Source organism: Parabacteroides sp. TM07-1AC, from assembly GCF_003480915.1.
In the GTDB taxonomy this organism is placed as follows: Bacteria; Bacteroidota; Bacteroidia; order Bacteroidales; family Tannerellaceae; genus Parabacteroides; species Parabacteroides chongii.
In genome coordinates this window covers 74,706-99,238 of record NZ_QUKD01000009.1, presented here as the reverse complement: position 1 = coordinate 99,238, position 24,533 = coordinate 74,706, and the positions used below count along the sequence as shown (strand labels likewise).

Below are 24,533 nucleotides of genomic sequence, written 5' to 3'. Positions count from 1 at the left end.
TTTTTCAGTTGACAGTTGACAGTTGACAAGTGACAGATATAGTCACCCTCTTCCGCAAACCGGAACTGATTAGGTTATTAATAGTTTTTTTAGATCTGCTCTTTTAACTGTCAACTGTCACTTGTCAACTGTCAACTCTTTCGCCATCGCTTCACCCAAAGCCCAGCATTCTTCATACTTATCGACTTTCAGGCCCTGTTTTTGTTCAACAGGCGTACCAACGGTTTCCCATTTCATCTTTTCACCGAAAGCTGTCAGGCGTTTTACCGCAGCACCTGCCCAGGTAAATGAACCGAAGTAACCATACAGGCGGTTTTTCACCTCACGCATTTCGATCTTGCTCAGAATAGCTTCCACTTCCGGGAACAAACTGTTCGAATAAGTCGGACTGCCGATGATGATACCTTTATATTTAAATACATCTTTCAATATATAGGATGCAGGACTCTTGCTGACATTATGCAACACAATGTTCTTCACGCCATGTGCCGACAACGATGATGCGATCGCTTCCGCCATCTGTTCCGTATTGCCGTACATACTTCCATAGATAACGACAACACCGTCTTCTCCTTCATACCGGCTCAAACGATCATATATTTCAATCGCCTTCTTTGCATATTTACGCCATACAGGGCCATGAGTCGAACAGATCGTTTCGATACCCAATACAGAAAGTTTCTGTAAAGCACGCTGCACCGGATTTCCATATTTACCGACAATATTGGAATAATAACGGATCATTTCTTCCCAATAATGATCTACATTCATTTCTTCATCGATCACACCGCCATCCAGCGTTCCGTATGTACCGAAAGCATCAGCTGAGAATAACAGTTTATCTGTCGAATCGTAAGTCACCATCACTTCCGGCCAGTGCACCATCGGAGCCATGTAGAAAGAAAGCTGATGACGACCAATATTCAGCGTATCCCCTTCTTTTACTTCGTGAAGCCCGGTCGTAATCCCATGATATCCGTCCAACATACCGAATGTCTGCTTGTTACCAATGATCTGCACATCGGGATATTGCTGACGCAACAGGCGGATACTTCCGGCATGATCGGGTTCCATATGGTTCACGACCAGATAGTCGAGCGTACGTCCGTCCAGTGCATCCGCTATTTTTTTCAAAAAGATATCAGAGTAGCAAACATCCACCGTATCCACCAATACAGTCTTTTCGTCTACAATCAAATATGAATTGTAAGAAACACCATACGGAAGCGGCCACATATTTTCGAAGAGGGCCTTCTGACGGTCGTTAACTCCTACATAATAAACCTTATCTGCTATTTCTTTTAACTTATACATTTCTTTAATTTCGTCTTTTTAATTCTTCGTAATTGTTCGGCTTTCTCGTCAGTGCTCTCCAAACGAACCAGCAACCGGCCAAAACAAACGGAATACTGAGCCACTGCCCCATATTCAGCATCATATTATCTTCAAATGCCTCCTGGTTGTTCTTCAAAAATTCGATGAAGATACGCGATCCGAACACAATGATCATGAAGACTCCGAAAATAAGTCCTTCGCGTTTCCAGGCTTGCTTTTTGAAATACATCCACATACATATCCCGAAAGTAGCCAGATAAAACAGCGCCTCATATAGCTGTGTCGGATGGCTGGGCACCGTAAAGATCGGCTCCGCTCCCATTTTCCAGGCATGTAAGTTCTCGATAAAACGGAATCCCCACGGCAAATCGGTCGGGTGTCCGTATATTTCATGATTCATAAGGTTACCCAGGCGGATCATAGCCGCAACCAGTCCCGTCGGAACCACCAGTTTGTCGAATGTCCACAGCATACTTTTATGTGAGACACGTCTGGAATAGAAGTAAATGGCAATCACAATACCTAGCGTACCTCCATGACTTGCCAGTCCTCCTTCCCAAACCTTGAATATCTCTATCGGATTAGCCAGATAATATCCGGGATCATAAAACAGGCAGTGTCCTAAACGGGCGCCGACCACAGTTCCTACCATGGTATAAATAAGCAGGGAGTCGATCCATGCAGGAGGAAGTTTCTCATTTTTCCACATCCGGCTCACGATGGTATAACCAATCCAAAAGCCGATAGCAAAAGCAAGTCCGTACCAGCGTATTTCGCGTGAACCTATGGAAAAGATGGCGGGGTCAGCCGTCCAGGTAATAAAGTCGAGCATATTTTTTGTATTAAACTAGTCGTCTGATCAAGTCTTCTCTTTCACCGCAGATCATATCGATCACCGGCAGTTCGATCATAGTGTAAGCACCCGGCTGCTGTTTGAAACTTGCACGGGCAACAGCTACCAGGATCTGGGCCGTAAGAGCCGGGTTGTTGATCTTCATATCGAATTCAACCAACTGGTTCTGCGTCTTGCCCGATACACCTTTGCGAACCAGGTTCACACCGTGTCCCATATCCAGCAAATTATCTACGCATTCCACTTGCATCACGTGTGTTTCATCGTGTGCAAAATAATCGTCAGCTTTGATAGCAGCAGCCACCTGCTTGAAATCGTAACCGTCTTTCACTTCGATATAAACCATACGGCGATGAACGCCTGTACCCATCGGGATTGTCATCGACAAAGCAGCTTTTACACCTTCGATTGCTTTTACGGCAACCGTATGTCCCATACTCATACCCGGGCCGAAGTTTGTATAAGTAATTCCTTTCGGAACCATTGCTTCCAATAAAGCGCGAACAACAGAGTCGCTACCCGGATCCCATCCGGCAGAAATAACGGCAACCGTATTATGTGCTTTGGCTACAGCATCCAACGAACGGCGCAGGTCTACGATACCTCCATGGATATCAAAGCTATCTACCGTATTGATGCCTAATGAAAGAATTTCTTTTGCGTATGTCTCTACGCTACGGGTAGGAGTTGCAAGAACAGCAACGTCTACTTTATCTAACTTAGTGATACTGTCAGTCACAGTATAAGCTTTCAGTTCGTCCGGTACGTCATTCGGATTACGACGTACAACACCTGCTACTTCAAAATCGGGAGCAGCTTCCAGGGCCTCTAACACATACTTTCCAATGTTGCCATATCCAACGATGGCGGCTCTAATTTTCTTCATACTTTAGTTTTTACTTTTCAACCAACCGCAAAGTTAATTATTTATGGCGAAAATCTCGTGGAAGCATATAAAGAATTTAAACAATAAAAACCACTCTTAATAGTTATTTCTCCACATTACAACGAAAAGCATGAGCGACAAAAATACCCCAAACTAAACGAAACCCTGGAAGAACGAATCCTCCAGGGTTTGTTTTTGCCTGCCGTCACCCTTCACAGGGGTCAGAACAGAAGAACTTTATTTCATTACTTTAGTATTAATACTGATCGCTTGTTCGCCCTCGCGGGGTAATTACCATGGGGCGGTTCACGAACCGCCCCTACGATACGCGGCCAATTTAAATTTATTGATTATAAATAGTTACTTATTTTACAATTGCTTTAACAGCGGCTTCGCCTTCTACGGCTACTACAACGATACCTGCAGGAGCAGAGATTGTAGCATTGTCAGAAGAAATAACCGTGTTAGCCACTGTCTGACCAAGTACGTTAGTAATTACTACGTTCTTGCCGGCTGCACCCTTCACTGTCACGTTACCGTTGCCTGCTATTACTGATACTTCAGTTGCAGTGATTTCGTCGTTAGCTGTCGGATTGCGGTCTACTCTTTCAGAGATTACAAATTCGTCACCGTTTTCGAAACCTTCAGTTACAACTACTGTACCGTTGATCCATCTCAGGTAACCTTCGTTAGAGATAATCTCTGTATTCTCTGCTCTATCTTCATAGAATTCTTCTGCTTCTTCAGCTGTATCAAAACCACCTTCGAATGCCTTCCACTGAGTCTGGATCTTGAATGTCTTCTTGTCAGCATCAGTGTAACGGAATGCGAACTTAGCTACATTGAAGTCCGGAGTATCCATATCGATCTTGATCGTATCACCGTCTTCTTTTACGATGTTCAGCACATTGTCAGCCAATGTGTGGAAACCTGTTACGAATGCCAACTTAGTTTCAAATTCACCGGCTTCGTTTTCGTTGATATACCAATTGTTGTGGATATTATCGTACAGGTTAGCTGTGTCTACCAGGTTGATCAGGAAGTCGCCATACACTGTATCGATATCACCTTTCTTCTTATCGTGACCCGGAACACCGCAATCTTCAATATGGTAACCGTAAGAATGTCTTACAGCCAACAGATACTGATAGCAAGTGTTAGGTTCTTCTTCTGTACCACGATAAACATAAGCTGTGTCAACAAACAGAGCCGGGTTGATGTTCTTGAACTGATTTACATTGTCGATATTCAGGAAACTCATTGTATCGCCTTCAGCTACAACAGACTTAGCATCGAATTTTTCATACAATACCTGAGATGCATTTTCCTTACGAGCCAAAGTGATTGTATCGCCCCACATGCCTTCACTTACCAGGTGGTATTCAGGAGATTCGGCCTTTTCTACAACCATCAGAGAGTTTTCATCTTCTGCATAAATAGACATCTGACGCAAAGCACCTTTCGTTTCGCTGTTGGCAACTTTTACTTTAACATAACCCAGATAATCCTTATCTTTAGAAGACAAATCAGAACCTTCATTTTGATTTATAATTTCAACGAAGTTGTAAGCATTACCGTCGGCTTTCATCTTCAGAGCGAAGCGAGCTGCATCATTCGGTTTGTCTTTATTATCGTCGGCACAAACATAATAATTAGCATTCTTTGTATTGTCGAATTCTACAAATTCGTGGTTGTCTACCTTCTGGAATGTGTACGGAAGGATAGCCAAACGGCTGTCTGTTGTACCATCGGCTGTTACACCGTCAGCTTTCAGTTTCAGCAAAGAAGTTGTTACGAATACTGTATCGACTACTTCTTTGTCTTTACCATCCACTTTTACAGTTCTTGTTGCAAAACGCAGATTCCACTTATCTCCTTCACCTTCAACAGCGGTTACACCGATCTGGTGGCTGCTTTTATGGTTCTCTTTGAAGTAGGCGTTGTGGTTACCATCGATTGCGTGGTATTGACCCAGCAAGAAATTGTTGTTTCTTACTTCGCTTTCGCTATACTGTTTGAAACCGTCAAATTCTGTTACCTTGTCGGCTGCAGCCAGTTTAACGATATCGGAACCAATAATAATTTGAGCAACTTCCGGATCAGATACGGTCATTGTATATGTACCGTCTCCATTGTCGCGGAACTGAACGCCTTCAATCGTTTCGCTTGTTTCACGGTTCTGCAATGTTACAGTCTGGGTTGCAGGATCGTAAGCTATAACACCCCACTGAGCTTCAGGAGCATAAGCGTATACTTCGCTTGCAGGGATATAGTCTGCTACAGATACAATTTCAATTCTACCAGGTGCTACAGTAACTTCAGCTTCACCACGTTTTGTAGCCAAAACGCCACCGATCTTATAACGTTCATTAGTTGCAGTTACATTTTTCTTGCCTGCGAAAGAGATTCTCCAGAACTTGCCTGCCAAATCCTTCACAGGAACGATATTGTCGGCTTCCAGGGTGATATATGGCAATTTTTCGTCTCCTACCAGACCGCTAGTTGTTGTCAAGCAGATGGTTTCGCCTAAAGATTGGATAAACAAGTCGCCATAAGCTGAGCCATAAGTAGCAGCTTTGTAAACAGAAATCTTTGTAATCTTTTTAGCATTTTCACCCACTACATAAGAGAACTCGAAATAAGAGTTATATTTCTTACCAGCTTTATCTGCATCCTTCACAGCGACGAATTTTGCACCTCGCTTATTAGCACCAACATTACCAGTACCCCATGTATCTTCTTCGTCGAGCACGATATAATTGCCTGCTTCATTCATCAAACGGAATTTAGTAGTCTTAGAAATTCCTTCTAATTTATCACCATTTGCATCTACAGCAGTCAACTTGCCGGCAAATACATCTGTACCATCGATAACGCTAGTATCATCCTTACCTTTCTTGATAGTTACGTTGAAACCATCGTACAGGATTGCATTCAACTCTTCACCTGTTTTAGCGACAGTTACTGATTGGTAAAGGCCAAAGAGTTCTTCAGCATTGTTACCACTAGCAGCTTTCAAAGCAGCAGAATTGAAGCTAACTCCATTCGCAGAAGTAGCCTCTACATCATAGTCAAAAGACTTACCTGCCTTATTTGTAAAGGTATAAGTAGTTTTGTTTGCTGCAGTTCTTACCGATACTTTCCACAGATAATCTTCATAAGCCTCTGCATCTTGTGTTGCACCAGGTACACTTACAAACTGAGGACCTTTTGTTGCATCATCATACTTAAGAATTGCAGATGCTGTAGTAACTTTCTCATCACCTGTACCTACAAAGTAGTAATCGCTACCTATTGATTTGATTAGGGAACTTTCATCTAATTTACTAGGAGCGGTGAGAGAAGTAAATGTTAATACAGGATGTGTAGCTGATGCAACAGCTATTTTGTCCTCTGAATCAATAACAGACAAATAAAAATCTTTTGCTGCATTCTCACTGTAAGTCTTAGCCAATTTGGCCTTCTTTTCTACAGCATCATAATAAAAAGCATAAGCATCCTCTTTCTTATCTTTCAGATCTAAGTACCAAGCAGAGCCTGCACCTAAATATTTACCTTCAGCATTCTTCAAATAGAAAGCGTCATCAACGCCATCAATTGAAGCTGTTTCCAATGTCCATTCATTGCCAAATTCTGTTAATACAGCTTCATCATCGTGATCGATTGTCATATCTGCAGACAATAAACCTGTTACTTTACCATCTGAAGTACTCACAGAAACACCGATAACGTAAGACTTCCCGACAACCGGACCATCCGTTGGCACAATCAGTTCCGCATTCGCCGTCGTCCAAGCCCCGGCCAGCAGAAGACTGGCCACAAGTGTAGAAAACTTTTTGTTCATAATCTTAAAATTAATTGTTTATAAAATAGAGTGAATAAAATCCAACAACTAATTTTACGAAGGGGAAACAACCCCCGCGAATGATTATGAACGGGCATAAAAAAACGCGGGCATGTTGTCTATTATCAAACTAAAGGTATCGGCAAAGACCCATCCAGTAATAATAGAACAACAGCCCGCGCTTATACGATATAATATAATACACCCATATAAAATGGGAAGCACATACATATACGTAGTCCGCGCAAGCATTCTATGTCCATTATTCCACTGGATTAAAAAATTTTGCCGATTTTTTAGTTTGGAATAATCTCCGTAAAACGCTTACAATATGTAATTGAAACCGCATATCGCGAGCCGCTGCTCGCTACGGAATCTGTTGCAAAGGTAAAGAGGTTTTCCGAATCAACAAGGGAAAAGCCTTATATTTTTCCGAAATACGTGCTTTACAAAACGAAATAACACGATTTATGCAACATACTCCCCGGTTTCGGAGATAAAAGAGGAATTACAGTTTGTCGATTTCCTCCACGGACAGACCGGTACATTGGGCGATTATCCCAATATCGATCCCCTGCTTTTTTAAGTTGATGGCAATAAGGCGTTGTCCTTCCGCCAATCCCTCAGCCTTGCCTTTCTCCAAACCTTTCTCCAAACCTTTCTCCAGACCTTTTTCCAGACCCCTCTTCATACCTTTCTCCTCCGCTTCCTCCGCGGCATACTCCAGCGTGGCACGCCAGTCGCGATAATTCTTCAGGTTTTCATCGTAAATGGCTCGCTCGCGTGGAGTCAGTGCGGCCAGGTTCGCCACATTCAGCAAACGCTTAAAGGCTTCATTCTCCTCCTTAAACGGAGACATATCAAATATATTCATATTTTTTAATATATACATTGAACTCTCAAGAGGACTCTTACACTCCTCCTTGCTTAAATTAAACCGGTCGAACGACAGATAAATCTGTTTCAATTTGACCTCACCAAAAGCTTTACCTGTTGCTTCGTTCGCCATAATGACGTCCGTGCGCCAATGCGTAGATTCAGGTAAACTGAAGTTTAACAGGTAGATACCATATACCGGACGTAAATCATACTTCCAGTCATCGCCTGTTTCTCCTTGTCGGGAAACGGTACGACAAAGATAATAGAATCCGCGGTTAAAGAAATAACGTTGCGGGCAGTTTTGCATTTCCACAATAAATTTTGCTCCGTCCACATCTTCGCAGAGGAAGTCGAAAATCACCGTGCGTTGTTCTATTACTTCGGGTTGAATTTCTTTATCGATATAGGTCAGGTCTTTCACCTGACGCTCACCCTCCAAGACGGCATTGATAAAGTCGATGGCTACTTGCTTCACTCCGAAAACGGTTTTGAAGCCCTTGTCTAACATGATGTTCACGTACTTTTCCATATGTCAATGGTTTACTGGTTAATTACCTACTAGCAGGTAACGATACAAATATAGGCAATATCTTATATATTACAAGGTTTGGACTGACTTTTTTATCCTTTTGAGAGGTGTACAAAAACGTTCTCCTAAAGTGTTTCACCTAGGAGAAACACTTGTTTCTTCGGTGTGAAACAGTTGTTTCATTAGGGTGAAACACTTTTGGGCACCTTTTATCTCTTCTCAAAGAAAGCATCGAACGCATGGCCCGAAGGCTGGAAATCGACTTGCTTAACGAATGCACAGGACTCACGTGCACCATGCTCGCGATCCATTGCGCTGTCTTCCCACTCGACCGACAATGGTCCCTGGTAATTGATATCATTGAGGGCACGGATTATTTCTTCAAAGCAAATCCGACCGCGTCCCATACTGCGGAAGTTCCAGTAGCGACGGGAATCGCCGAACGTAGAATGACCGCCGAACACACCAATTTGCTTCGGGGTATCGCTCCAGTAAACATCTTTCATATGTACGTGGAAGATACGGTCGGAGAACTGATAAATAAAATCGACATAATCAACGCCTTGATAGCCCATGTGACTCGGATCATAGTTGAAACCGAAGGCTGGGTGATTTCCTAGTGCATCGAGTGCTTTACGAGCAGAATAAGTATCGAAAGCGATCTCCGTCGGATGTACTTCCAAGCCGTAACGGATTCCCAATTTCTGATACTCGTCCATGATCGGGATGAAACGACGAGCAAAATCGGCATAGCCGTCTTCAATCATCTGATCCGTCACAGGTGGGAAGGAGTAAAGCCATTGCCAAATAGGACTACCCGTAAATCCGGCAACAACATCGATACCTAACGCCTTAGCTGCATGAGCTGTCTGTACCATATATTCAGCAGCACGCTGACGAACACCTTCCGGATCACCGTCTCCCCAAATACACTCGGGCAGAACCGCTTTATGCCGCTGGTCGATAGTATCGCAGACAGCCTGGCTGATCAGATGGATCGATATACAATAAAGCTTCAGATCATATTTGGCCAACAATTCTTTTATGCCGTCATAATAAGCCTGATCCGTACGGCGTACATCCAGATGGTTGGGTAATCCCAGTTCCAATCCGTCATATCCGAACGCTTTCGCTTTTTCACAAACTGTTTCAAGGGGTAAATCTCCCCACTGAAGGGTACATAAAGTTACAGGACGTGCCATTCTTTTTTAATTTTAAGGTTATTACATTGAGTCTGTTTTCCACAAATCTAAAAAAAGTTCTGCTCATAACCAGTAAGTTCTCGCCTTAATATTTTTTAAATTCCAAAATAAGTATTTCCTTTGTGTAGATTTTATCATTAATAACTCCTTTGCTATGAAAAAGAAAGAATTATGCGCAGTAGCCTGCCTGTTTTGGCTGGCAGCTTGTAATGATCCGGCTTCGGATCAGATTGAAATTGTAAAGAATTTATTTCCCGTACAATTTAGTGTTCAACTTCAAAAAGAGGTACTCCCGTTCTCTCCTACCCGCAGTATGCCGCCTAACACAGTGCCCGAACCGACGATTCCGGATGAAAGCGATCCGGATAAAGACCATTCGGACAAAGAACTGGAGGATTTCTGTTCCACTATCGAATATTTGGTGTACGATAATAACGATTTGACAGAACCGGTAAAACACCATATATATAATGTAGAGACCGAAAGTGATTTCAGCATTGTATACGACACGTTACCTGCGGGTAATTATCAGGTTTGCTTTTTAGCATACCAAGCGGGTAAAACTTCGTTCACTGATAATACATTTTCGTTCGATAAATTATCCGACACCTTCTATAGTACAAAAAGATTCGAGGTGAAAGAAGGAGAAGAAACAAATATGGATGTTGCGCTGGAACGGATTGTCAGCAGGATAGAGTTTCGGGCTATCGATCCGGTACCGGACAATATCAAGCAATTCGACATTTCAGTAAAAGATTACCCGACCCAACTAAATATACTGACAAAAGAAGGACTCCCTTCCTCCAAAGAACAGAACTTCACATATAACTTTGATACAAAAGATAAAGGAGAAACCGGGAAAACCCATTCTTTCTATACATTCGTAGCTCCCGGCGACAAAAAGATATCCGTCACTCTTACCTCAACCGACATAGGCGGACAGGTTATGCGTAGGCGGATAGTAAGCGATATTCTCCCTATCGCTAATAAAGTAATCCGCTATACCGGCATTTTATACACTCCTCCCAAACCTGATGAATCAGAAAACACCTTCAATCTGATCATCGATAATAATGGGGAATGGAGCGAACCGGAAGAAAAAGAACTTCCGGAATAGATATTAAAGGAGTAAAACTTATCAAAATTGAACTATCTTATCCCCATGTCAAGCACGGAAACGGGGTAGCTCTTTTTTTTATTAAATAGCAGATAATTCTATGATTATCAATGATCTAATACGGACAAATCAATTAGGAAACCCAAATCTCGTTTTAAACGAGCGAAAACTTGTTTTAAACGAGCTTAAAGTCCGTTTTAAACGAGTTTTTGGGGAATCTATGTCACCTGTGTTCTCTCTATAATATAGCTCACCTTTTATCAGAATTGAACCTATTCAGATCGTATTAGGGGACGCAGATGACGCAGAATACGCAGATGTTCGCAGACTTTTTATTTTCTTTAAAACAGTATATTATCTGCGTTTATCTGCGCTCGTCTGCGTCATCTGCGTTCCTTAATACAAACTGGATATATAGCTCATATTTCTAAAATTGATATATTTATCCTATCATCCATCAGACAGATCAGCACCATGTTTTAAACTTATTAAAACATAAACTATCTTTGTACCAGTATTAAAGAAAAACATTATGAAAAAGAAAAGCATACTCAGTCTTATTTTACTACTCACTGTCCTCTGCGGATTCAATAGTTGCCAGGATAAACCGTTCGATCCTATTGACGATGATCCTGAATATCTGCTGTGCAATGCTACAGGGTGGTATGATGAATACATCGATTCCAATGGTTATCCCTGTACACAACACATTACATTCTATTCCAACGGTGACGGCAAAGAAACCATCGTACGCTATTTCAGTGATTTTCCGGGAGACTTTGAAGAACTTCATAACTCTTTCTACTGGGAATGGGATGACGATTACTACGGATCCATTTACATGGAATACCCGAATGGTGATTATCTTTTTTTCGACCAGTTAGTTATAAGCCCATACGAATTATCCGGCTTGCTGGATGGTGAAAAAGTAGTTTTTGAACCCTTTTAACCTTAAATAGTATCATCAAAAGTAAATGTTATGTCAAAATTTCTTATTCTACATACTTTCTAAAACTTATCTGAATTAGAGTTGTTTCATTCATAAAGAGAGCAAGAGTCTCACAGGGTAATAATCAAGACGCAAAACGTCTATTATAGTGGGGAAGATTCTTCTTGGATGTTTAACAATTTGTGAGTAAAAAGTACGATGAGAAGAGAAATATTGATAATATGCATTATTTATGCATTTATCAGTGGCATAACAGCACAAGTAAAAGAGAATAGAGACCATTTACCGGCTTATGCAATCAAAACAAATGCATTATATTGGGCGACTACAACTCCTAACCTGGGGTTTGAAATAGGACTATCCGATAAATTTACTCTTGACCTGTCCGGAAATTACAATCCATGGACATTTTCTGACAGTAAGAAACTCAAGCACTGGTTGGTTCAACCTGAGGTTCGCTACTGGACCTGCGAACGATTCAACGGACACTTTTTCGGACTCCATGCACATTATGCCGAATACAACGTTGGCGGCATCAAAATGCTGGGTCTGAAAGATCGTCGCTATCAGGGTAACCTATATGGTGCAGGAGTTTCATACGGGTATCATTGGATACTGAATAAGCGCCTTAGCATAGAGGCAACGATCGGAGTCGGTTATGCTTATCTGGATTACGACAAATATCCCTGTGGCAAATGTGGTAGTAAAATAAAAGACGACCACAGGAATTATTTCGGTCCGACCAAAGCCGGTCTGAGCCTCATCTATATCCTCAAATAAACAAAAGACAGTATTAAATTTAAGAAACATTTTGCATATATTCTCATATGTACAGCCATCCTTATGCCCTGATAAGGCATAAGATACCACTAATGAAGACAGGGGGGAAAGACTTCCACACAGAGTATTAATCATTAATTTCAGAGAGTTATGAGTATCAGAAATTTATTTACAGCATTATTTGCTGTAGCCACTTTATTTGCATGTAATAATGATGACGAAGCCCCGGTTCCTAATGCGGGCAAAGGTCCAAAATCCATCTCCGTATCATTGGCAGGCATGTCAGGTATCAAGACAAAAGCGGCAGAAGCCGGGAATTTCCTGACCAAAGACACCATAAATGTCGGTAGTGTACTTATCAACCTGACAGATGCCAGCGGCAGTGTCGTTGTATCCAAAACAGTCAACAAAGATGCTGCAGCCGATTCCGACTGGAGCAAACTGACTGCCACAGGAGAAGGGTCCGGTTTAAAATTCATCAATGTGCCTCAAACCGTATCCAAAGTATATGTATATGGTAATCCAGGCAGTGCAGTAACGGATAACCAGATAACGACGACACTTGACCAACAACAAGGATCAGGCGTATTATATTTCGGCGTAGATGAAGACCTGACACCGATCGTCGCCGAACCGGTTGAACCGGACCCGACTTCCGGACAGACTTATACGGCGAATGTGACCATCAAACCGATCCTTGCCCGTATACAAATAAACCGAATTTATTTTACGGATACGAAAGAGTTCACATTCACACGTGTCGTTGGAGGAAAAAAAGAAACAGCAACAGTCACTTGGGAAGACTTTACTGCGGACCTGAAAGGTATTTACCTGAATAAATTCTTCAATACTTATCACGATTCGACAAATGTGGAAGACCTGTACAGCAATGCTTCAGCCGTGAACAATATCCTGGAAGGCAAATGGTTGTTCAATCAGCCTACCGCCAATGATGCCGCATCGTATGCCAGCTACAACAACTATTCAGGAGGAACTTATCAAACGATGGTGATGGTTCCACCAGCAGGAAAGAGCTATGCGTTCAACTTCTTCCCGGGATCAGAGATACCGACAATACACCTCGACCTGGCAAATATCAATGTTGTAGGCATGCAGTCCGACAATACGACAGCATTCAACCCGTCGCTGGCCAACAAGGCACGCTTTGCCAACATCGTGAAGTATTTCAAAGAACCGAATGTTGAGATGACGGCTGCCGACTTCAAACCGGGTACGATCTATAACATGGATGTCGAACTGATCCCGATGCTCGATAATGACCTGGAAAATATCCAGTTTAACGTCTTAGTTCACGTAACGATCGCTCCCTGGGCAGAAGAAACGATTACTCCGGGATTCGATCTGGATCAGTAATTTCCAATTTCAACATAATTTCAACATACAGAACAAATGAAACGTATTATATATTTCAGCATCATATTATGGGTTGCCCTGATGACCGGTTGTATCAAAGAAGATCTGGCTAGTTGCGACACGAACCTGGTCTTCAGATACTTCGGAGACGGGACAAAGGAAATATTCCCTGAAAAAATAGAGAAAGTGGATCTGTATGTATATGGCGAAAACGGAGCACTAGTACAATCGATCGGACTGGATCAGAGTGATTTAAGACGCGAACAGGGAACTCCCCTCAATCTTCCGGCAGGCAAATACCGGATCATCTGTTGGGGAAATTCCCGGAACGACACCCGAATCGACCAGGTTTCAACTTTAAAAAACGCTTTGGTTGCAGCCCCTCACTATTTTACAAAAGAATTGATCACCACTAATGACAGCCTGTACATTGGAAGCAGGGACATTGAAATATTTCAGGACAACTCAAGTGAAGATACCGTTTATTTTAGTAGCTCGCATATAAAAATGTACATTGAACTGACTGGACTGGAAGAAGAAGCTCTGGCAGATGGCATATCCCCGATCGATATCGAGATCGGCAACCTGAGCCCGACAGTCGACTTTGCGAAAACATTCTCTTCGGAGAATGTTTCGTACAGGCCGGTTGCCCGCAAAGAGGATAACGCATCCAGTTTTAACACAAAGTTCAATGTTCTACGATTCAACGATGAAAATGGTATCTATATCAATCTGATTAGAAAAGAAACTAACAAAACAATATACACATTGAAGTTAAAGGATTTCATGCAAGATAACCAGATCACGGTCAACGGGATCAACGAAGTGACGGTAGGAATCCGCTTCCGCTTCAATGGTACCTCGGTCACAGTCAAACCCTGGGACGAAGAGGTGATAATACCGGGCCTCGGATAAGCCCATAAGCATATGAAAATCAAGAATAAATATATAGCGGCAATAAGTCTTTTCATTGTCGTCCTGCTGGTGGCATCCTGTAGTGAAAACCAGGATACGGATCCAACCGCGGCGAAAATGGATGCCCGACTAAACATGACCATCTCCACCCGCGCTACGGCAGACAACCTGACAAAAGGAGGTGACGGTAAATTTTCGAGCCTGGCACTCTACGTATTCAATAAAGCGGACGGTAGTTGCGAATATGCTGAGTTGATTCCGGTCATAACACCACAATATACGGACGAACTGCTCCGGTCTGTCCAGGTTTCCCCGCAAACAAAAATAATTTATGCAATAGGAAATTATAACGATCCGGATAAAGTCTTTTTCAATTCGTCAGATGCTAAAGTCACTTTAGAAGACCTGGGAAAGCCTACTTTGCAATATCTGGAGGGGTTGACCATTTCAAATCAGAACGGTTTCAGTGATACCAATATCTTGATGGTCGGCAAACAGGAAACACCGATAGAAGATTTCCTGACGGAGGTAACCGTACCGATGGAACGGTTGGTTTCACGCCTGGACATTTATATGTTCAAAAATACGAAGTATAAGGATAGTGAAGTAGTCGTGAACTCAATCGAGCTGGTGAACCAGGTTACTAATACACGCAGTAAATATCAGAACACGGTCATGGTTTCACCTGTTGAAAAAAGAGATGAAAGACAAGCGTTCAGTACCGCAAATTCACTGATACGCGTTCCTGAAGACCTTTCCGTGATTACCCCGGATAATGCGATGGTCTCTTTTTACAGCTATCAGAATATTGCCGGTCCGTCGGCTCCCGATTCGCAGGTCACACCTTATCTGAGAATCTCGGTAACGATAGACGGACAGCCTTACAAATATAAAGCCTATATAACCGACAACGGGCAGACGGATAGCAAATACAGTCTGAAGCGGAACACGGTATATACAGTTATGGGCATCATCGACCATCCGGATAATATCCTGGAACTTAAAACGATCACACTCCCCTGGACCAAATCCGTATCGGAGATCGGTCATGTGGTAAAGGAGGGAGATTATGAGCTCACAGCTAACAATACCGATGCCACTAACGGCATCGTACAATATCCGTATGTGCAAAACGGCGAACCGCAAAACAAGACATCTTATGTCAGTTACAACTTTCGCCTGACAGGTCCGGCCGGGGCCATCTGGACAGCGACATTAACAAACGGACTTGAATTTACCTTCGGGAAAGTAGGCTCGACCGCGGATAAACTGGCTATTTCAAAAGGTATTGCAGGAGATAATACTTACGAAATAAAGGTCGGAGCAACAAAACCCTGGGGAGGTACCCAAAGGATAGTCCGATTGTATATCACCGTCGGAGGAGAAAAACTGAAGATCAATCCGGTACAGAGCAACGGATCACGGAACTTTCCGGGTGATAATGACACAGATATTCTGATCACACAAACAGAATATAAATAAAAGGAGAAAAGGGTTATGAAACGAAATAAGAATTATATCATACTGTGCTTATCGATGTTTGCTTTGTTACTCTCGTCCTGCAGTCAGGAAGAGATGGAAGGTAAGCCTTACACGGATTCCGGCAAAATAGCGATCCGGCTATCGCTGTCGCATCCCGGCATAACAAGAGCGGGTACGGAAACAGGCGAAGATGACCTGAATGAAAACCTGGTAAAGACACTGGACGTTTTCATCTACGGGGAAGAAGAGAATGCCTGCTCTTTCTATCAACATATCGACTTGGCTTCCGGAACAGCGGTAAGCGGGGAATACCTCGTCACCTTGAGTGCTATGCAGGAGCAGTTCAACCGGAATAAAGCATACGAAACATATGTTGTGGCAAATTATTCACAAAACATTCCGGCCAACGGCTTTACACGTACCGAATTGCAGGCACAGGCCGTTTCATCCTTGGATCCCGATAAAAAACAGGATAGTTTTATGATGGACGGAACTTCCGCTCAGATACTGAATGACGGTGTGATAGTGAACAAGGAAATCAGTGTACCCTTAAAAAGGGCCGCTGCTAAAATACGGGTATCGACAGCTTATACAAATGGTTTTACAGCTTCCTCAGCCGGAACTATCAGCAAGAAACTATATAAGTATGCAACCAACGCTTCCGTAGTGGAAAGTGGTGGACCTGTCGTTCCTGAACTACAGAACATGGCTGGTTTTACAGACATCTCCAATGGAATGGGATCGGACAAAATCATTGTCTATTCCTATCCGAACGACTGGAGCCTTGATCAGCTGAATGAAACCTACCTGATCGTGAATATTCCGGCAACCGGTCCCGATGGAAAAGAGCACACACAGAACTATTATAAAGTACCTGTGAATTTTCGTCTCCCGTCCGACGACACGGCAAACCCGTCCGAAGAACAGGAAGCCGAGCGTAATGCCCTATACAAACTGGAACGTAACCGTCTATATGACATCACAATCCTGGTTGACCAGCCAGGAGCAGAAACCCCGGAATCGGCCAAAGAAATCAAAGCCAACTATACGATCAAAGACTGGACTACCAAAGAAGTTTTAGTTTCAGTAGAAGGATTCAACTTCATATACGTAGAACAGACAACCATATCGTTGCCAAACCGGACCAGTTTTACAACGACATTCCAGTCTTCTACCCCGGATGTTGAAATAACCGACATCACCGTCAACGGAACAAGTATAACAAACGGGACTAACGGAGTGGATATTACCTGTTCACAAGGAGTTAAGTCAGGAAACATTGTTGTAAACAGTACGCTTCCGGAAAACTTTGTGGCTAAAGAGATTGTATTCACGGTAAAGAACGGAGTTGATCTGACAGAACAAGTCACAGTTACACAATATCCGGCTGTATACCTTAGCTCCGATATCTCAGCAGAGACACCGGGCGGCAGCCAGGGACAGAATAACAAGAAGATGTATGTGATCGGTTCTTTTGTCGCCGACTTCTCATCGTTGCCCGATCCTGATGAATTTAATGAAGATTTCGGCAGCGGCTATACGCATTATGCAGCCAATCCCGCACTGGGACGATCGTATGCCGAATACATTAGAAACAATGCAGTCCTGGGTTATCCCCTGAGAGATGCCGGCAATGAAACCATCGACACCGAAGAAAACAACCGGCGTATCTCTCCCCGCGTGATGCTGGCTTCGCAGTTTGGCGTGACGACATCGGACAGTTATCTGAATTCCAGAAACAAATGTTCGACCTATGTTGAAAGGGATGAAACGACCGGTGAAACTTATTCGGACTGGCGTATGCCGACACTGGCTGAAGTATATCTGATCGATGTACTCCAGAACATCAAAGCCGCCGAAGTTAAAAAAATCCTGGAAGGGAGCTGGTATTGGAGTGCCAGAGCCAGTGCGACCGTACAATTCATGGATCCCCGTGTCGGAGGAGGCAACGGTTTCAACCCGTTACGTTCTTCTGTACGTTGTGTGAGAGATGTCAAATAATAAAAGATGGAAGTTATGAAAAATGTTATCATATATTTAATCGCTTCATTCACTTTATTCGCCTGTCAGGACGAATATGAAGTGGAGAAGCCCGGTATTCCCGGCAAGGCAACCCTGAAGGTTTCCGTGAATATCCCGGAATACAGGATTGCCACACGTGCCGCCTCCTTCGAAAATAATCTTTCGGATGTCTGGTTGCTGACCTTCGACATGAACGGGTTATTTATCGAACGCGTTCATGCAACCGGGCTCGACAGCCAGGAAACAGACGGCGTCGGTAACGGTTCTTTCAAAGCGGAAGTATCCGAAGAAACCAAGATCATCCATGTGGTAGCCAATTACGACAATTGGTCTTCATTCAATGACAAAGCATTCGTCGAAAAAGACGAAAAAGAACTTATGCCTGCCTTATTCGGCAGCAAAATGGTTTTCTGGGGAAGAAATGAAGTTTCTTCTTTGGACTCCCCGCTGAACGTAACCCTATTCCGTAACCAAGCGAAAGTGACGGTTCAGAACGAAACAGATAATTTTACGGTCACCGGCTACGCACTGGCTAATATTGTTGCCACAGGTACTGTTGCTCCTTTCAACCCGGATATGATATCGAATCCGTTCACTATTCAGGATGATATAACAACCCTGCCTTTGGGAACCCCGTCCAGGACAGCCCAAAGCGAAGCCGACTGTAATCTGGAAGATAAATACATGTTCGAAAATCCGAACTATTACGAAGATCAGTCTTTCCTTATTATTAAAGGACATCTGAAAGACGGACCGGAGTTATATTATAAAATACAGTTCCTCGACAACAACAAAAGACCGTATACGATTGTCAGGAATTTCCAGTACAAAGTGATCATCAAGTCCTTCAACGAGAAGGCAAGTGGCAGTACCTCTTTTGAAGATGCCAAACAAGCGGAAGTATCCAACAATATCTACGCCGACATCTTCAAAGATTCGCCGTCCATCTCTGACAACGATAACAACCGGCTTACCGTCAGCCGCCTGAACTTCCTGTTCACTCAGGGAGGGACATTGAATGTAACAGCCCATTATACAGAAAACGAAGTTCCGAACGACGGAGAGATCAGTGTATCCGTTCAGGAAGACAGAGGAAACATCATCAGTGGCTTGTCATATGACGGGAGCGGGAATATAACGGCACGTATTGCCCGGGTATATGCCGGACAGAATGATGCAACCCTCTCAGTCAAAGCCGGCAAGCTTTCCCGCACGATCACAGTCACTTCGAGTACGCTGTATAGTTTCAGTCCGACAAGTTTCACACCGGAGTTGTATACCAATAAAGATCAGGATATCACCTTGTCTTTCCGGATACCGGATGGAGTACCCAATTACCTGTATCCGCTGAAGTGCGAGATCACAACAGAATATCTGTATCCGACCGATCCGAACAAGAACCTGCAGATCGACTTTGTAAACGGAGTATATAAATATGTGTACTGGGCAGAAGACCCGGGAGTAAAAACACTGAACTTCAGGACAAGCCTGGACAACAGCAACGAGACAGTCACCATCGAGAACGCCTATTTCAAGACGGCAGAGATCAACCTGGTATCGCGTCAGTTTGAAAATGTATCTGTCAACAACGACAACATCGTCGTTTACGGGGAAGGAAATCCGGCAACACTCAAGTTTACTATTCCTCAGTATGCAGATTATCCACCGGAATATCCGCTCACCGTCTTCGTTGCCACGACAAAGTTGACGACATCGCAAGCCGGATGGACAGCCGTAAACGGAGGATACAGTTACACCTACAACGAAGCACCCACCGGAGAACAAAGCGTAGAGTTCACTTCTACAGAGAACGACAGCGGCGAACAAATAACGGTTAGCGCACAGGGATTCAGTAATGCGACGATCAACGTAGATAACCAGTTGAACAGGAATACGGCTACATCAGGAGAGATTCGTGTTATTTCAGGCGGGAGAACATATACCATACCGGGTTATACGATCTCATCGTCCGACAGGAGCATACTCGATTCATTCAGGGCCAATAATGCCAGCAACTACAACATTTCCGTCAAAGCCGGCTGTAAATTATCAGACACAGTTTCGCTGACAACGAGCTCCTATACAGGCACATTCACCGTCAGGGAATTATTGTCCGGACAACGACTGAATCTCCAATAAGAAATGGGAATATTATCAAGGGGTATTTCCGGTTAAGCAGAAGGACCGTATCTGAAGCAAAAGCTTAGGTACAGTCCTTCAATATTTTAACCCGGTAGTCTCGCCGGGAATCGAACCCGGATCTAAAGTTTAGGAAACTTCTATTCTATCCATTGAACTACAAGACCGACTTTTGTATAAGGTGCGGCAAAAGTATAATCTTTTCCTCAAACTGGCAAGTATTCAGGCGGTAATCTGATCAATCAAAAAGACTTTGCATCACCGACAGGGATTTTATTTCAGGAAACTCCGGCAGATGCAGGCGGTAATATTCAACAATACGGTTGATTACTCCTACCCTGTCCTGACGGGAAAATGAATAAAGCGACATATTCTCAAAGCTTATTTTCAGCAACCGGGCAAAAAAGAGGCTCTCTTCACGAGTCAGATAATGCCGGTGCATAGGGACACGGTCCACAAAGACACCGTTCTGCATATCGAAATAGCAACCGGCCGAATAAGAATCGGCATTCGGATAAATACCCAGGTAATGTAGCAGGCGAAGCAGAAAGACCAGATGGAAATTCGCCACCCCTTTGTCGGCATACTCCAGCAAACGGATCGACTCATATAAATAATCGAAAAGCCGCTGATCCGGCTCCGTATCCTTTACGACCCGAAACAATACCTCCGCCAGGAAAAGAGCCAGTACATTCTTCACCGGATTACAGAACACTTCGGTCAGCGGATAACAGAGTTTCGTTTCACGTATCCTGTGCAAGTCACGTTTATTCAGATGTTCCACCTCCATCTCCAGTACGGACAAAGGCATGAACAATGCCTTGGAAACGGTCGACTTCTTTCCCCGGCTGCGTGCAACCAGATAAGAAGCACGTCCGAACGCCTCCGTGTACATATATATAATAGAGTACTTATCGTTGTATGGAATAGCATGCAGGACGATCCCGCGCGTTTTACATAGCATATCTTCACCGCTTTATGACAGACAAAGATACAAAACAACAAACTATTTACGATATTTGCTGGTTATAATAGTATAAATACATTTGAGTTATGTTAGATCTTACTACCCCGTCGCTTTTATTTTCAGCCATATCACTGATACTATTGGCCTATACCAACCGTTTCCTTTCATACGCCAGCGTAGTCCGCACGTTAAAGGAAAAGCACCAGCAGACACACGATCCGAAGGATATCGCCCAGATCGCGAACCTTCGCAAACGGCTTTATCTGACCCGTTCGATGCAGATACTCGGCATACTCAGTCTGCTGCTATGCGTAATTTCCATGTTCTTCATTTATATTTCATGGCAAATCATCGCCGCCTGGATATTCGGTATCGCTCTGCTGCTCCTGGCGGCTTCCCTATGCGTATGTATCTGGGAAATAAACATTTCCGTCAAGGCTTTAGAAATACATTTACAGGACATAAGTTCTAAATAGAAGTTAAAACAAGAACTAACATTAAATTTTCTCATGAAATGTTTTGGTAGTTCAGAGAGAACATCTATCTTTGCACTCGCAATCGGGAAATCAACAATCCCAGAGCGCTGAAAGTGAGAACTTTGACATGATGGCCCATTCGTCTATCGGCTAGGACGCAAGATTTTCATTCTTGAAAGAGGGGTTCGATTCCCCTATGGGCTACAATAAACAAGATTAAAAAATTCAATAAAGAATAGCTAAGAAATGGCAAATCACAAGTCATCTATCAAGAGAATCAGACAGACGAGCGCAAGACGTCTACGCAACAGATATCATGCAAAAACTGCAAGAAATGCAATGCGTGTACTGCGTGCAACTGAAGACAAGAATGAAGCTCAGGTATTATTACCTAAGGTGTGCTCTATGCTGGATAAGCTTGCTAAGAAAAACGTTATTCACAAGAATAAAGCTGGCAATCTGAAATCCAAGTTGACAAAGCACGTTAACAAACTTGCATAAGGATATTTCGGCCCATTCGTCTATCGGCTAGGACGCAAGATTTTCATTCTTGAAAGAGGGGTTCGATTCCCCTATGGGCTACTTTACAAGCGGTCGGGTTCATACGAATCCGACTGCTTTTTGTTTACCCTCCCACCTGTCGCATTTTTTGCTATTTTCACACCTCTTTTACCTACTAAGTCGATTATTTTCACTACATTTGTTAGCATTTTTAGATATATAGAAATTTAGTGATTTTAAAGGATAGAAACTCATGAGTGAAGAAATGAAGAATACTTCCGGGGAATACTCTGCGGACAGTATTCAGGTACTTGAAGGGTTAGAAGCAGTACGTAAAAGGCCATCCATGTACATTGGTGACACCAGTGAAAAAGGTCTCCATCATCTCGTATACGAAGTTGTCGACAACTCGATAGATGAAGCGTTAGCCGGATTTTGTTCCCAGATCGATGTGGTAATTAACGAAGACAATTCGATCACAGTATCGGACGACGGTCGCGGTATCCCAGTAGATTTTCATGAGAAAGAAGGTAAATCAGCTCTGGAAGTAGTTTTAACCGTTCTACATGCTGGTGGTAAATTCGATAAAGGGACCTACAAAGTATCCGGTGGTCTGCACGGTGTGGGTGTTTCCTGTGTGAACGCGCTATCCACCTATTTAAAAGCAGAGGTACGCCGTGACGGGAAAGTACACATGCAGGAATTCTCTTGTGGTAAACCGTTACATGGCGTGGAAGTGACCGGACAAACAGAAACAACTGGTACAACTATCTCCTTCAAACCGGACGGCAGTATCTTTACAGTTACAGAATACAAATACGATATATTGGCTACTCGTCTGCGCGAACTAGCTTTCCTGAATGCCGGTATTAGCTTAACACTGACAGACAAACGCGTAATCAAAGAAGACGGAACCTTTAAATCGGAACTATTCCGTTCTGAAGAAGGCCTGAAAGAATTTGTTCGCTACGTAGACCGTTCCAAAGAATCCCTGATCCCCGATGTAATCCATATCGTAACGGAGAAACAGGGTATTCCCGTAGAAGTAGCTATGACATACAACACTTCTTTCAACGAAAGCGTGTTCTCGTATGTAAATGATATCAACACAATCGAAGGTGGTACGCACCTGGCTGGTTTCCGCCGTGGTCTGACACGTACACTGAAGAAATATGCAGAAGACTCCAAACTACTGGAAAAGGCAAAAGTAGAGATCCAGGGCGATGACTTCCGTGAAGGTCTGACAGCCGTTATCTCTATCAAAGTGGCTGAGCCACAGTTTGAAGGACAGACCAAGACGAAGCTGGGTAACAGTGAAGTGACAGGTGCTGTAGACCAGGCAATCGGTGAAGCTCTTAGTTATTATTTGGAAGAACATCCGAAAGAAGCGAAGATTATCGTTGAAAAAGTTGTCCTGGCTGCCCAGGCACGTCAGGCTGCCCGTAAAGCACGCGAACTGGTTCAGCGTAAGTCGCCGATGACCGGTGGCGGACTTCCCGGCAAGCTGGCAGACTGTTCTTCCAAAGACGCTTCTATCTGCGAGTTATTCCTGGTCGAAGGGGACTCTGCAGGCGGTACGGCTAAACAGGGCCGCGACCGTGTGTTCCAGGCTATCCTGCCGCTCCGCGGTAAGATCCTGAACGTAGAGAAAGCGATGGACCATAAAGTGTTCGAAAGTGAAGAAATCCAAAACATCTTCCGTGCCATGGGTGTTACTATCGGTACAGAGGAAGATCCGAAAGAATTGAACCTGAGCAAGCTCCGTTACCACAAGGTGATCATCATGACCGATGCCGACGTGGACGGAAGCCACATTGCCACTTTGATCCTTACGTTCTTCTTCCGCAGAATGCGCGCCCTGATCGAGAACGGATATGTATACCTGGCTACTCCTCCCCTTTACCTGTGTAAGAAAGGTAAAGTCGAAGAATACTGCTGGACAGAACAACAACGTCAGGCATTTATCGACAAGTTTGGTGGAGGTAATGAAAACCAAATACACACGCAACGATACAAAGGTTTGGGAGAAATGAACGACCACCAGCTGTGGGATACGACCATGAATCCAGAAAACCGTACGTTGAAACAGATCACGATCGACAGCGCAGCAGAAGCTGACCAGATATTCTCCATGTTGATGGGTGAAGACGTAGGTCCGCGCCGCGAATTCATCGAGGAGAATGCTACATACGCAAATATTGACGCTTAATCAATGGACAATTCACAATTGACAATTGACAATTTCTGATTATCTATTAATTGTCAATTATCAATTATCAATTG

General features: G+C 43.4%; 18 protein-coding genes and 3 tRNA genes. 13 read left to right on the top strand and 8 right to left on the bottom strand.

Annotation, left to right across the window (positions count from 1 at the left end):
- Positions 1 to 117: 117 nt before the first annotated feature.
- The 6 genes from DXD68_RS17305 to DXD68_RS17280 all read right to left on the bottom strand — a co-directional run bounded on the left by DXD68_RS17305 (position 118) and on the right by DXD68_RS17280 (position 9,528).
- Entirely contained in the window at positions 118 to 1,314 is a 1,197-nt protein-coding gene (locus DXD68_RS17305; RefSeq protein WP_122362776.1) for an FprA family A-type flavoprotein, read from the bottom strand.
- Positions 1,315 to 1,318: 4 nt separating this feature from the next.
- Positions 1,319 to 2,167 carry a prolipoprotein diacylglyceryl transferase gene (gene lgt / locus DXD68_RS17300; protein ID WP_122362775.1) on the bottom strand — a complete coding sequence of 283 codons (849 nt, stop codon included), beginning with the start codon at positions 2,165 to 2,167 and terminating at the stop codon, positions 1,319 to 1,321.
- 10 nt (positions 2,168 to 2,177) lie between these two features.
- Positions 2,178 to 3,074, bottom strand: coding sequence for a diaminopimelate dehydrogenase (locus DXD68_RS17295; RefSeq protein ID WP_075556003.1), 897 nt, complete (start codon positions 3,072 to 3,074; stop codon positions 2,178 to 2,180).
- A gap of 364 nt (positions 3,075 to 3,438) precedes the next feature.
- The gene (locus DXD68_RS17290) at positions 3,439 to 6,918 is read right to left on the bottom strand and encodes a DUF6383 domain-containing protein (protein WP_122362774.1); all 3,480 of its coding nucleotides are present in this window, start codon (positions 6,916 to 6,918) and stop codon (positions 3,439 to 3,441) included.
- 508 nt (positions 6,919 to 7,426) lie between these two features.
- Entirely contained in the window at positions 7,427 to 8,326 is a 900-nt protein-coding gene (locus DXD68_RS17285; RefSeq protein ID WP_122362773.1) for an Rpn family recombination-promoting nuclease/putative transposase, read from the bottom strand.
- Positions 8,327 to 8,535: 209 nt separating this feature from the next.
- Positions 8,536 to 9,528 (bottom strand): sugar phosphate isomerase/epimerase family protein, encoded by a 993-nt coding sequence (locus tag DXD68_RS17280; RefSeq protein WP_122362772.1) that lies wholly within the window; start codon positions 9,526 to 9,528, stop codon positions 8,536 to 8,538.
- A gap of 154 nt (positions 9,529 to 9,682) precedes the next feature.
- On the opposite strand from DXD68_RS17280, the gene DXD68_RS17275 reads away from it, so the two are divergent.
- The 8 genes from DXD68_RS17275 (at position 9,683) to DXD68_RS17240 (ending at position 20,306) form a co-directional block, all read left to right on the top strand.
- A complete protein-coding gene (locus DXD68_RS17275; RefSeq protein ID WP_122362771.1) occupies positions 9,683 to 10,645 on the top strand; it encodes a FimB/Mfa2 family fimbrial subunit in 963 nt (320 codons plus the stop codon).
- A 532-nt stretch (positions 10,646 to 11,177) separates the two neighbouring features.
- Positions 11,178 to 11,594 (top strand): hypothetical protein, encoded by a 417-nt coding sequence (locus tag DXD68_RS17270; RefSeq protein WP_122362770.1) that lies wholly within the window; start codon positions 11,178 to 11,180, stop codon positions 11,592 to 11,594.
- Between the two features lie 198 nt (positions 11,595 to 11,792).
- Positions 11,793 to 12,374 carry a DUF3575 domain-containing protein gene (locus tag DXD68_RS17265; RefSeq protein ID WP_122362769.1) on the top strand — a complete coding sequence of 194 codons (582 nt, stop codon included), beginning with the start codon at positions 11,793 to 11,795 and terminating at the stop codon, positions 12,372 to 12,374.
- Positions 12,375 to 12,524: 150 nt separating this feature from the next.
- Positions 12,525 to 13,748 carry a hypothetical protein gene (locus DXD68_RS17260; RefSeq protein ID WP_122362768.1) on the top strand — a complete coding sequence of 408 codons (1,224 nt, stop codon included), beginning with the start codon at positions 12,525 to 12,527 and terminating at the stop codon, positions 13,746 to 13,748.
- Between the two features lie 36 nt (positions 13,749 to 13,784).
- Positions 13,785 to 14,663: a FimB/Mfa2 family fimbrial subunit gene (locus DXD68_RS17255; protein WP_199715727.1), complete on the top strand. Its 879-nt coding sequence runs from the start codon at positions 13,785 to 13,787 to the stop codon at positions 14,661 to 14,663.
- A gap of 12 nt (positions 14,664 to 14,675) precedes the next feature.
- Positions 14,676 to 16,145, top strand: coding sequence for a DUF4906 domain-containing protein (locus DXD68_RS17250; RefSeq protein WP_122362767.1), 1,470 nt, complete (start codon positions 14,676 to 14,678; stop codon positions 16,143 to 16,145).
- A 15-nt stretch (positions 16,146 to 16,160) separates the two neighbouring features.
- Entirely contained in the window at positions 16,161 to 18,146 is a 1,986-nt protein-coding gene (locus tag DXD68_RS17245) for a fimbrial protein (RefSeq protein ID WP_122362766.1), read from the top strand.
- A 15-nt stretch (positions 18,147 to 18,161) separates the two neighbouring features.
- Positions 18,162 to 20,306: a hypothetical protein gene (locus DXD68_RS17240; protein ID WP_122362917.1), complete on the top strand. Its 2,145-nt coding sequence runs from the start codon at positions 18,162 to 18,164 to the stop codon at positions 20,304 to 20,306.
- Positions 20,307 to 20,401: 95 nt separating this feature from the next.
- Here the strand turns inward: DXD68_RS17240 and DXD68_RS17235 are convergent.
- A tRNA-Arg gene (locus tag DXD68_RS17235) sits at positions 20,402 to 20,473 on the bottom strand.
- Positions 20,474 to 20,544: 71 nt separating this feature from the next.
- Complete coding sequence (recO, locus tag DXD68_RS17230) at positions 20,545 to 21,270, bottom strand: DNA repair protein RecO (protein WP_122362765.1); 726 nt, start codon at positions 21,268 to 21,270, stop codon at positions 20,545 to 20,547.
- Between the two features lie 89 nt (positions 21,271 to 21,359).
- On the opposite strand from recO, the gene DXD68_RS17225 reads away from it, so the two are divergent.
- From DXD68_RS17225 to gyrB, 5 genes are all read left to right on the top strand, one after another.
- Positions 21,360 to 21,749 carry a DUF2721 domain-containing protein gene (locus DXD68_RS17225; protein WP_122362764.1) on the top strand — a complete coding sequence of 130 codons (390 nt, stop codon included), beginning with the start codon at positions 21,360 to 21,362 and terminating at the stop codon, positions 21,747 to 21,749.
- A gap of 132 nt (positions 21,750 to 21,881) precedes the next feature.
- A tRNA-Glu gene (locus tag DXD68_RS17220) sits at positions 21,882 to 21,953 on the top strand.
- 42 nt (positions 21,954 to 21,995) lie between these two features.
- Positions 21,996 to 22,250 (top strand): 30S ribosomal protein S20, encoded by a 255-nt coding sequence (gene rpsT, locus DXD68_RS17215; RefSeq protein ID WP_122362763.1) that lies wholly within the window; start codon positions 21,996 to 21,998, stop codon positions 22,248 to 22,250.
- Between the two features lie 9 nt (positions 22,251 to 22,259).
- Positions 22,260 to 22,331 (top strand) — tRNA-Glu (locus tag DXD68_RS17210).
- Positions 22,332 to 22,503: 172 nt separating this feature from the next.
- Positions 22,504 to 24,459, top strand: a complete 1,956-nt coding sequence (gyrB, locus tag DXD68_RS17205) for a DNA topoisomerase (ATP-hydrolyzing) subunit B (RefSeq protein ID WP_122362762.1) — start codon at positions 22,504 to 22,506, stop codon at positions 24,457 to 24,459.
- Positions 24,460 to 24,533 lie beyond the last annotated feature (74 nt).

Coding starts and splice junctions, on each gene's coding strand:
- DXD68_RS17305 (WP_122362776.1), bottom strand. CDS start 1,314: ATGTATAAGTTAAAAGAAATAGCAGATAAGGTTTATTATGTAGGAGTT.
- lgt (WP_122362775.1), bottom strand. CDS start 2,167: ATGCTCGACTTTATTACCTGGACGGCTGACCCCGCCATCTTTTCCATA.
- DXD68_RS17295 (WP_075556003.1), bottom strand. CDS start 3,074: ATGAAGAAAATTAGAGCCGCCATCGTTGGATATGGCAACATTGGAAAG.
- DXD68_RS17290 (WP_122362774.1), bottom strand. CDS start 6,918: ATGAACAAAAAGTTTTCTACACTTGTGGCCAGTCTTCTGCTGGCCGGG.
- DXD68_RS17285 (WP_122362773.1), bottom strand. CDS start 8,326: ATGGAAAAGTACGTGAACATCATGTTAGACAAGGGCTTCAAAACCGTT.
- DXD68_RS17280 (WP_122362772.1), bottom strand. CDS start 9,528: ATGGCACGTCCTGTAACTTTATGTACCCTTCAGTGGGGAGATTTACCC.
- DXD68_RS17275 (WP_122362771.1), top strand. CDS start 9,683: ATGAAAAAGAAAGAATTATGCGCAGTAGCCTGCCTGTTTTGGCTGGCA.
- DXD68_RS17270 (WP_122362770.1), top strand. CDS start 11,178: ATGAAAAAGAAAAGCATACTCAGTCTTATTTTACTACTCACTGTCCTC.
- DXD68_RS17265 (WP_122362769.1), top strand. CDS start 11,793: ATGAGAAGAGAAATATTGATAATATGCATTATTTATGCATTTATCAGT.
- DXD68_RS17260 (WP_122362768.1), top strand. CDS start 12,525: ATGAGTATCAGAAATTTATTTACAGCATTATTTGCTGTAGCCACTTTA.
- DXD68_RS17255 (WP_199715727.1), top strand. CDS start 13,785: ATGAAACGTATTATATATTTCAGCATCATATTATGGGTTGCCCTGATG.
- DXD68_RS17250 (WP_122362767.1), top strand. CDS start 14,676: ATGAAAATCAAGAATAAATATATAGCGGCAATAAGTCTTTTCATTGTC.
- DXD68_RS17245 (WP_122362766.1), top strand. CDS start 16,161: ATGAAACGAAATAAGAATTATATCATACTGTGCTTATCGATGTTTGCT.
- DXD68_RS17240 (WP_122362917.1), top strand. CDS start 18,162: ATGAAAAATGTTATCATATATTTAATCGCTTCATTCACTTTATTCGCC.
- recO (WP_122362765.1), bottom strand. CDS start 21,270: ATGCTATGTAAAACGCGCGGGATCGTCCTGCATGCTATTCCATACAAC.
- DXD68_RS17225 (WP_122362764.1), top strand. CDS start 21,360: ATGTTAGATCTTACTACCCCGTCGCTTTTATTTTCAGCCATATCACTG.
- rpsT (WP_122362763.1), top strand. CDS start 21,996: ATGGCAAATCACAAGTCATCTATCAAGAGAATCAGACAGACGAGCGCA.
- gyrB (WP_122362762.1), top strand. CDS start 22,504: ATGAGTGAAGAAATGAAGAATACTTCCGGGGAATACTCTGCGGACAGT.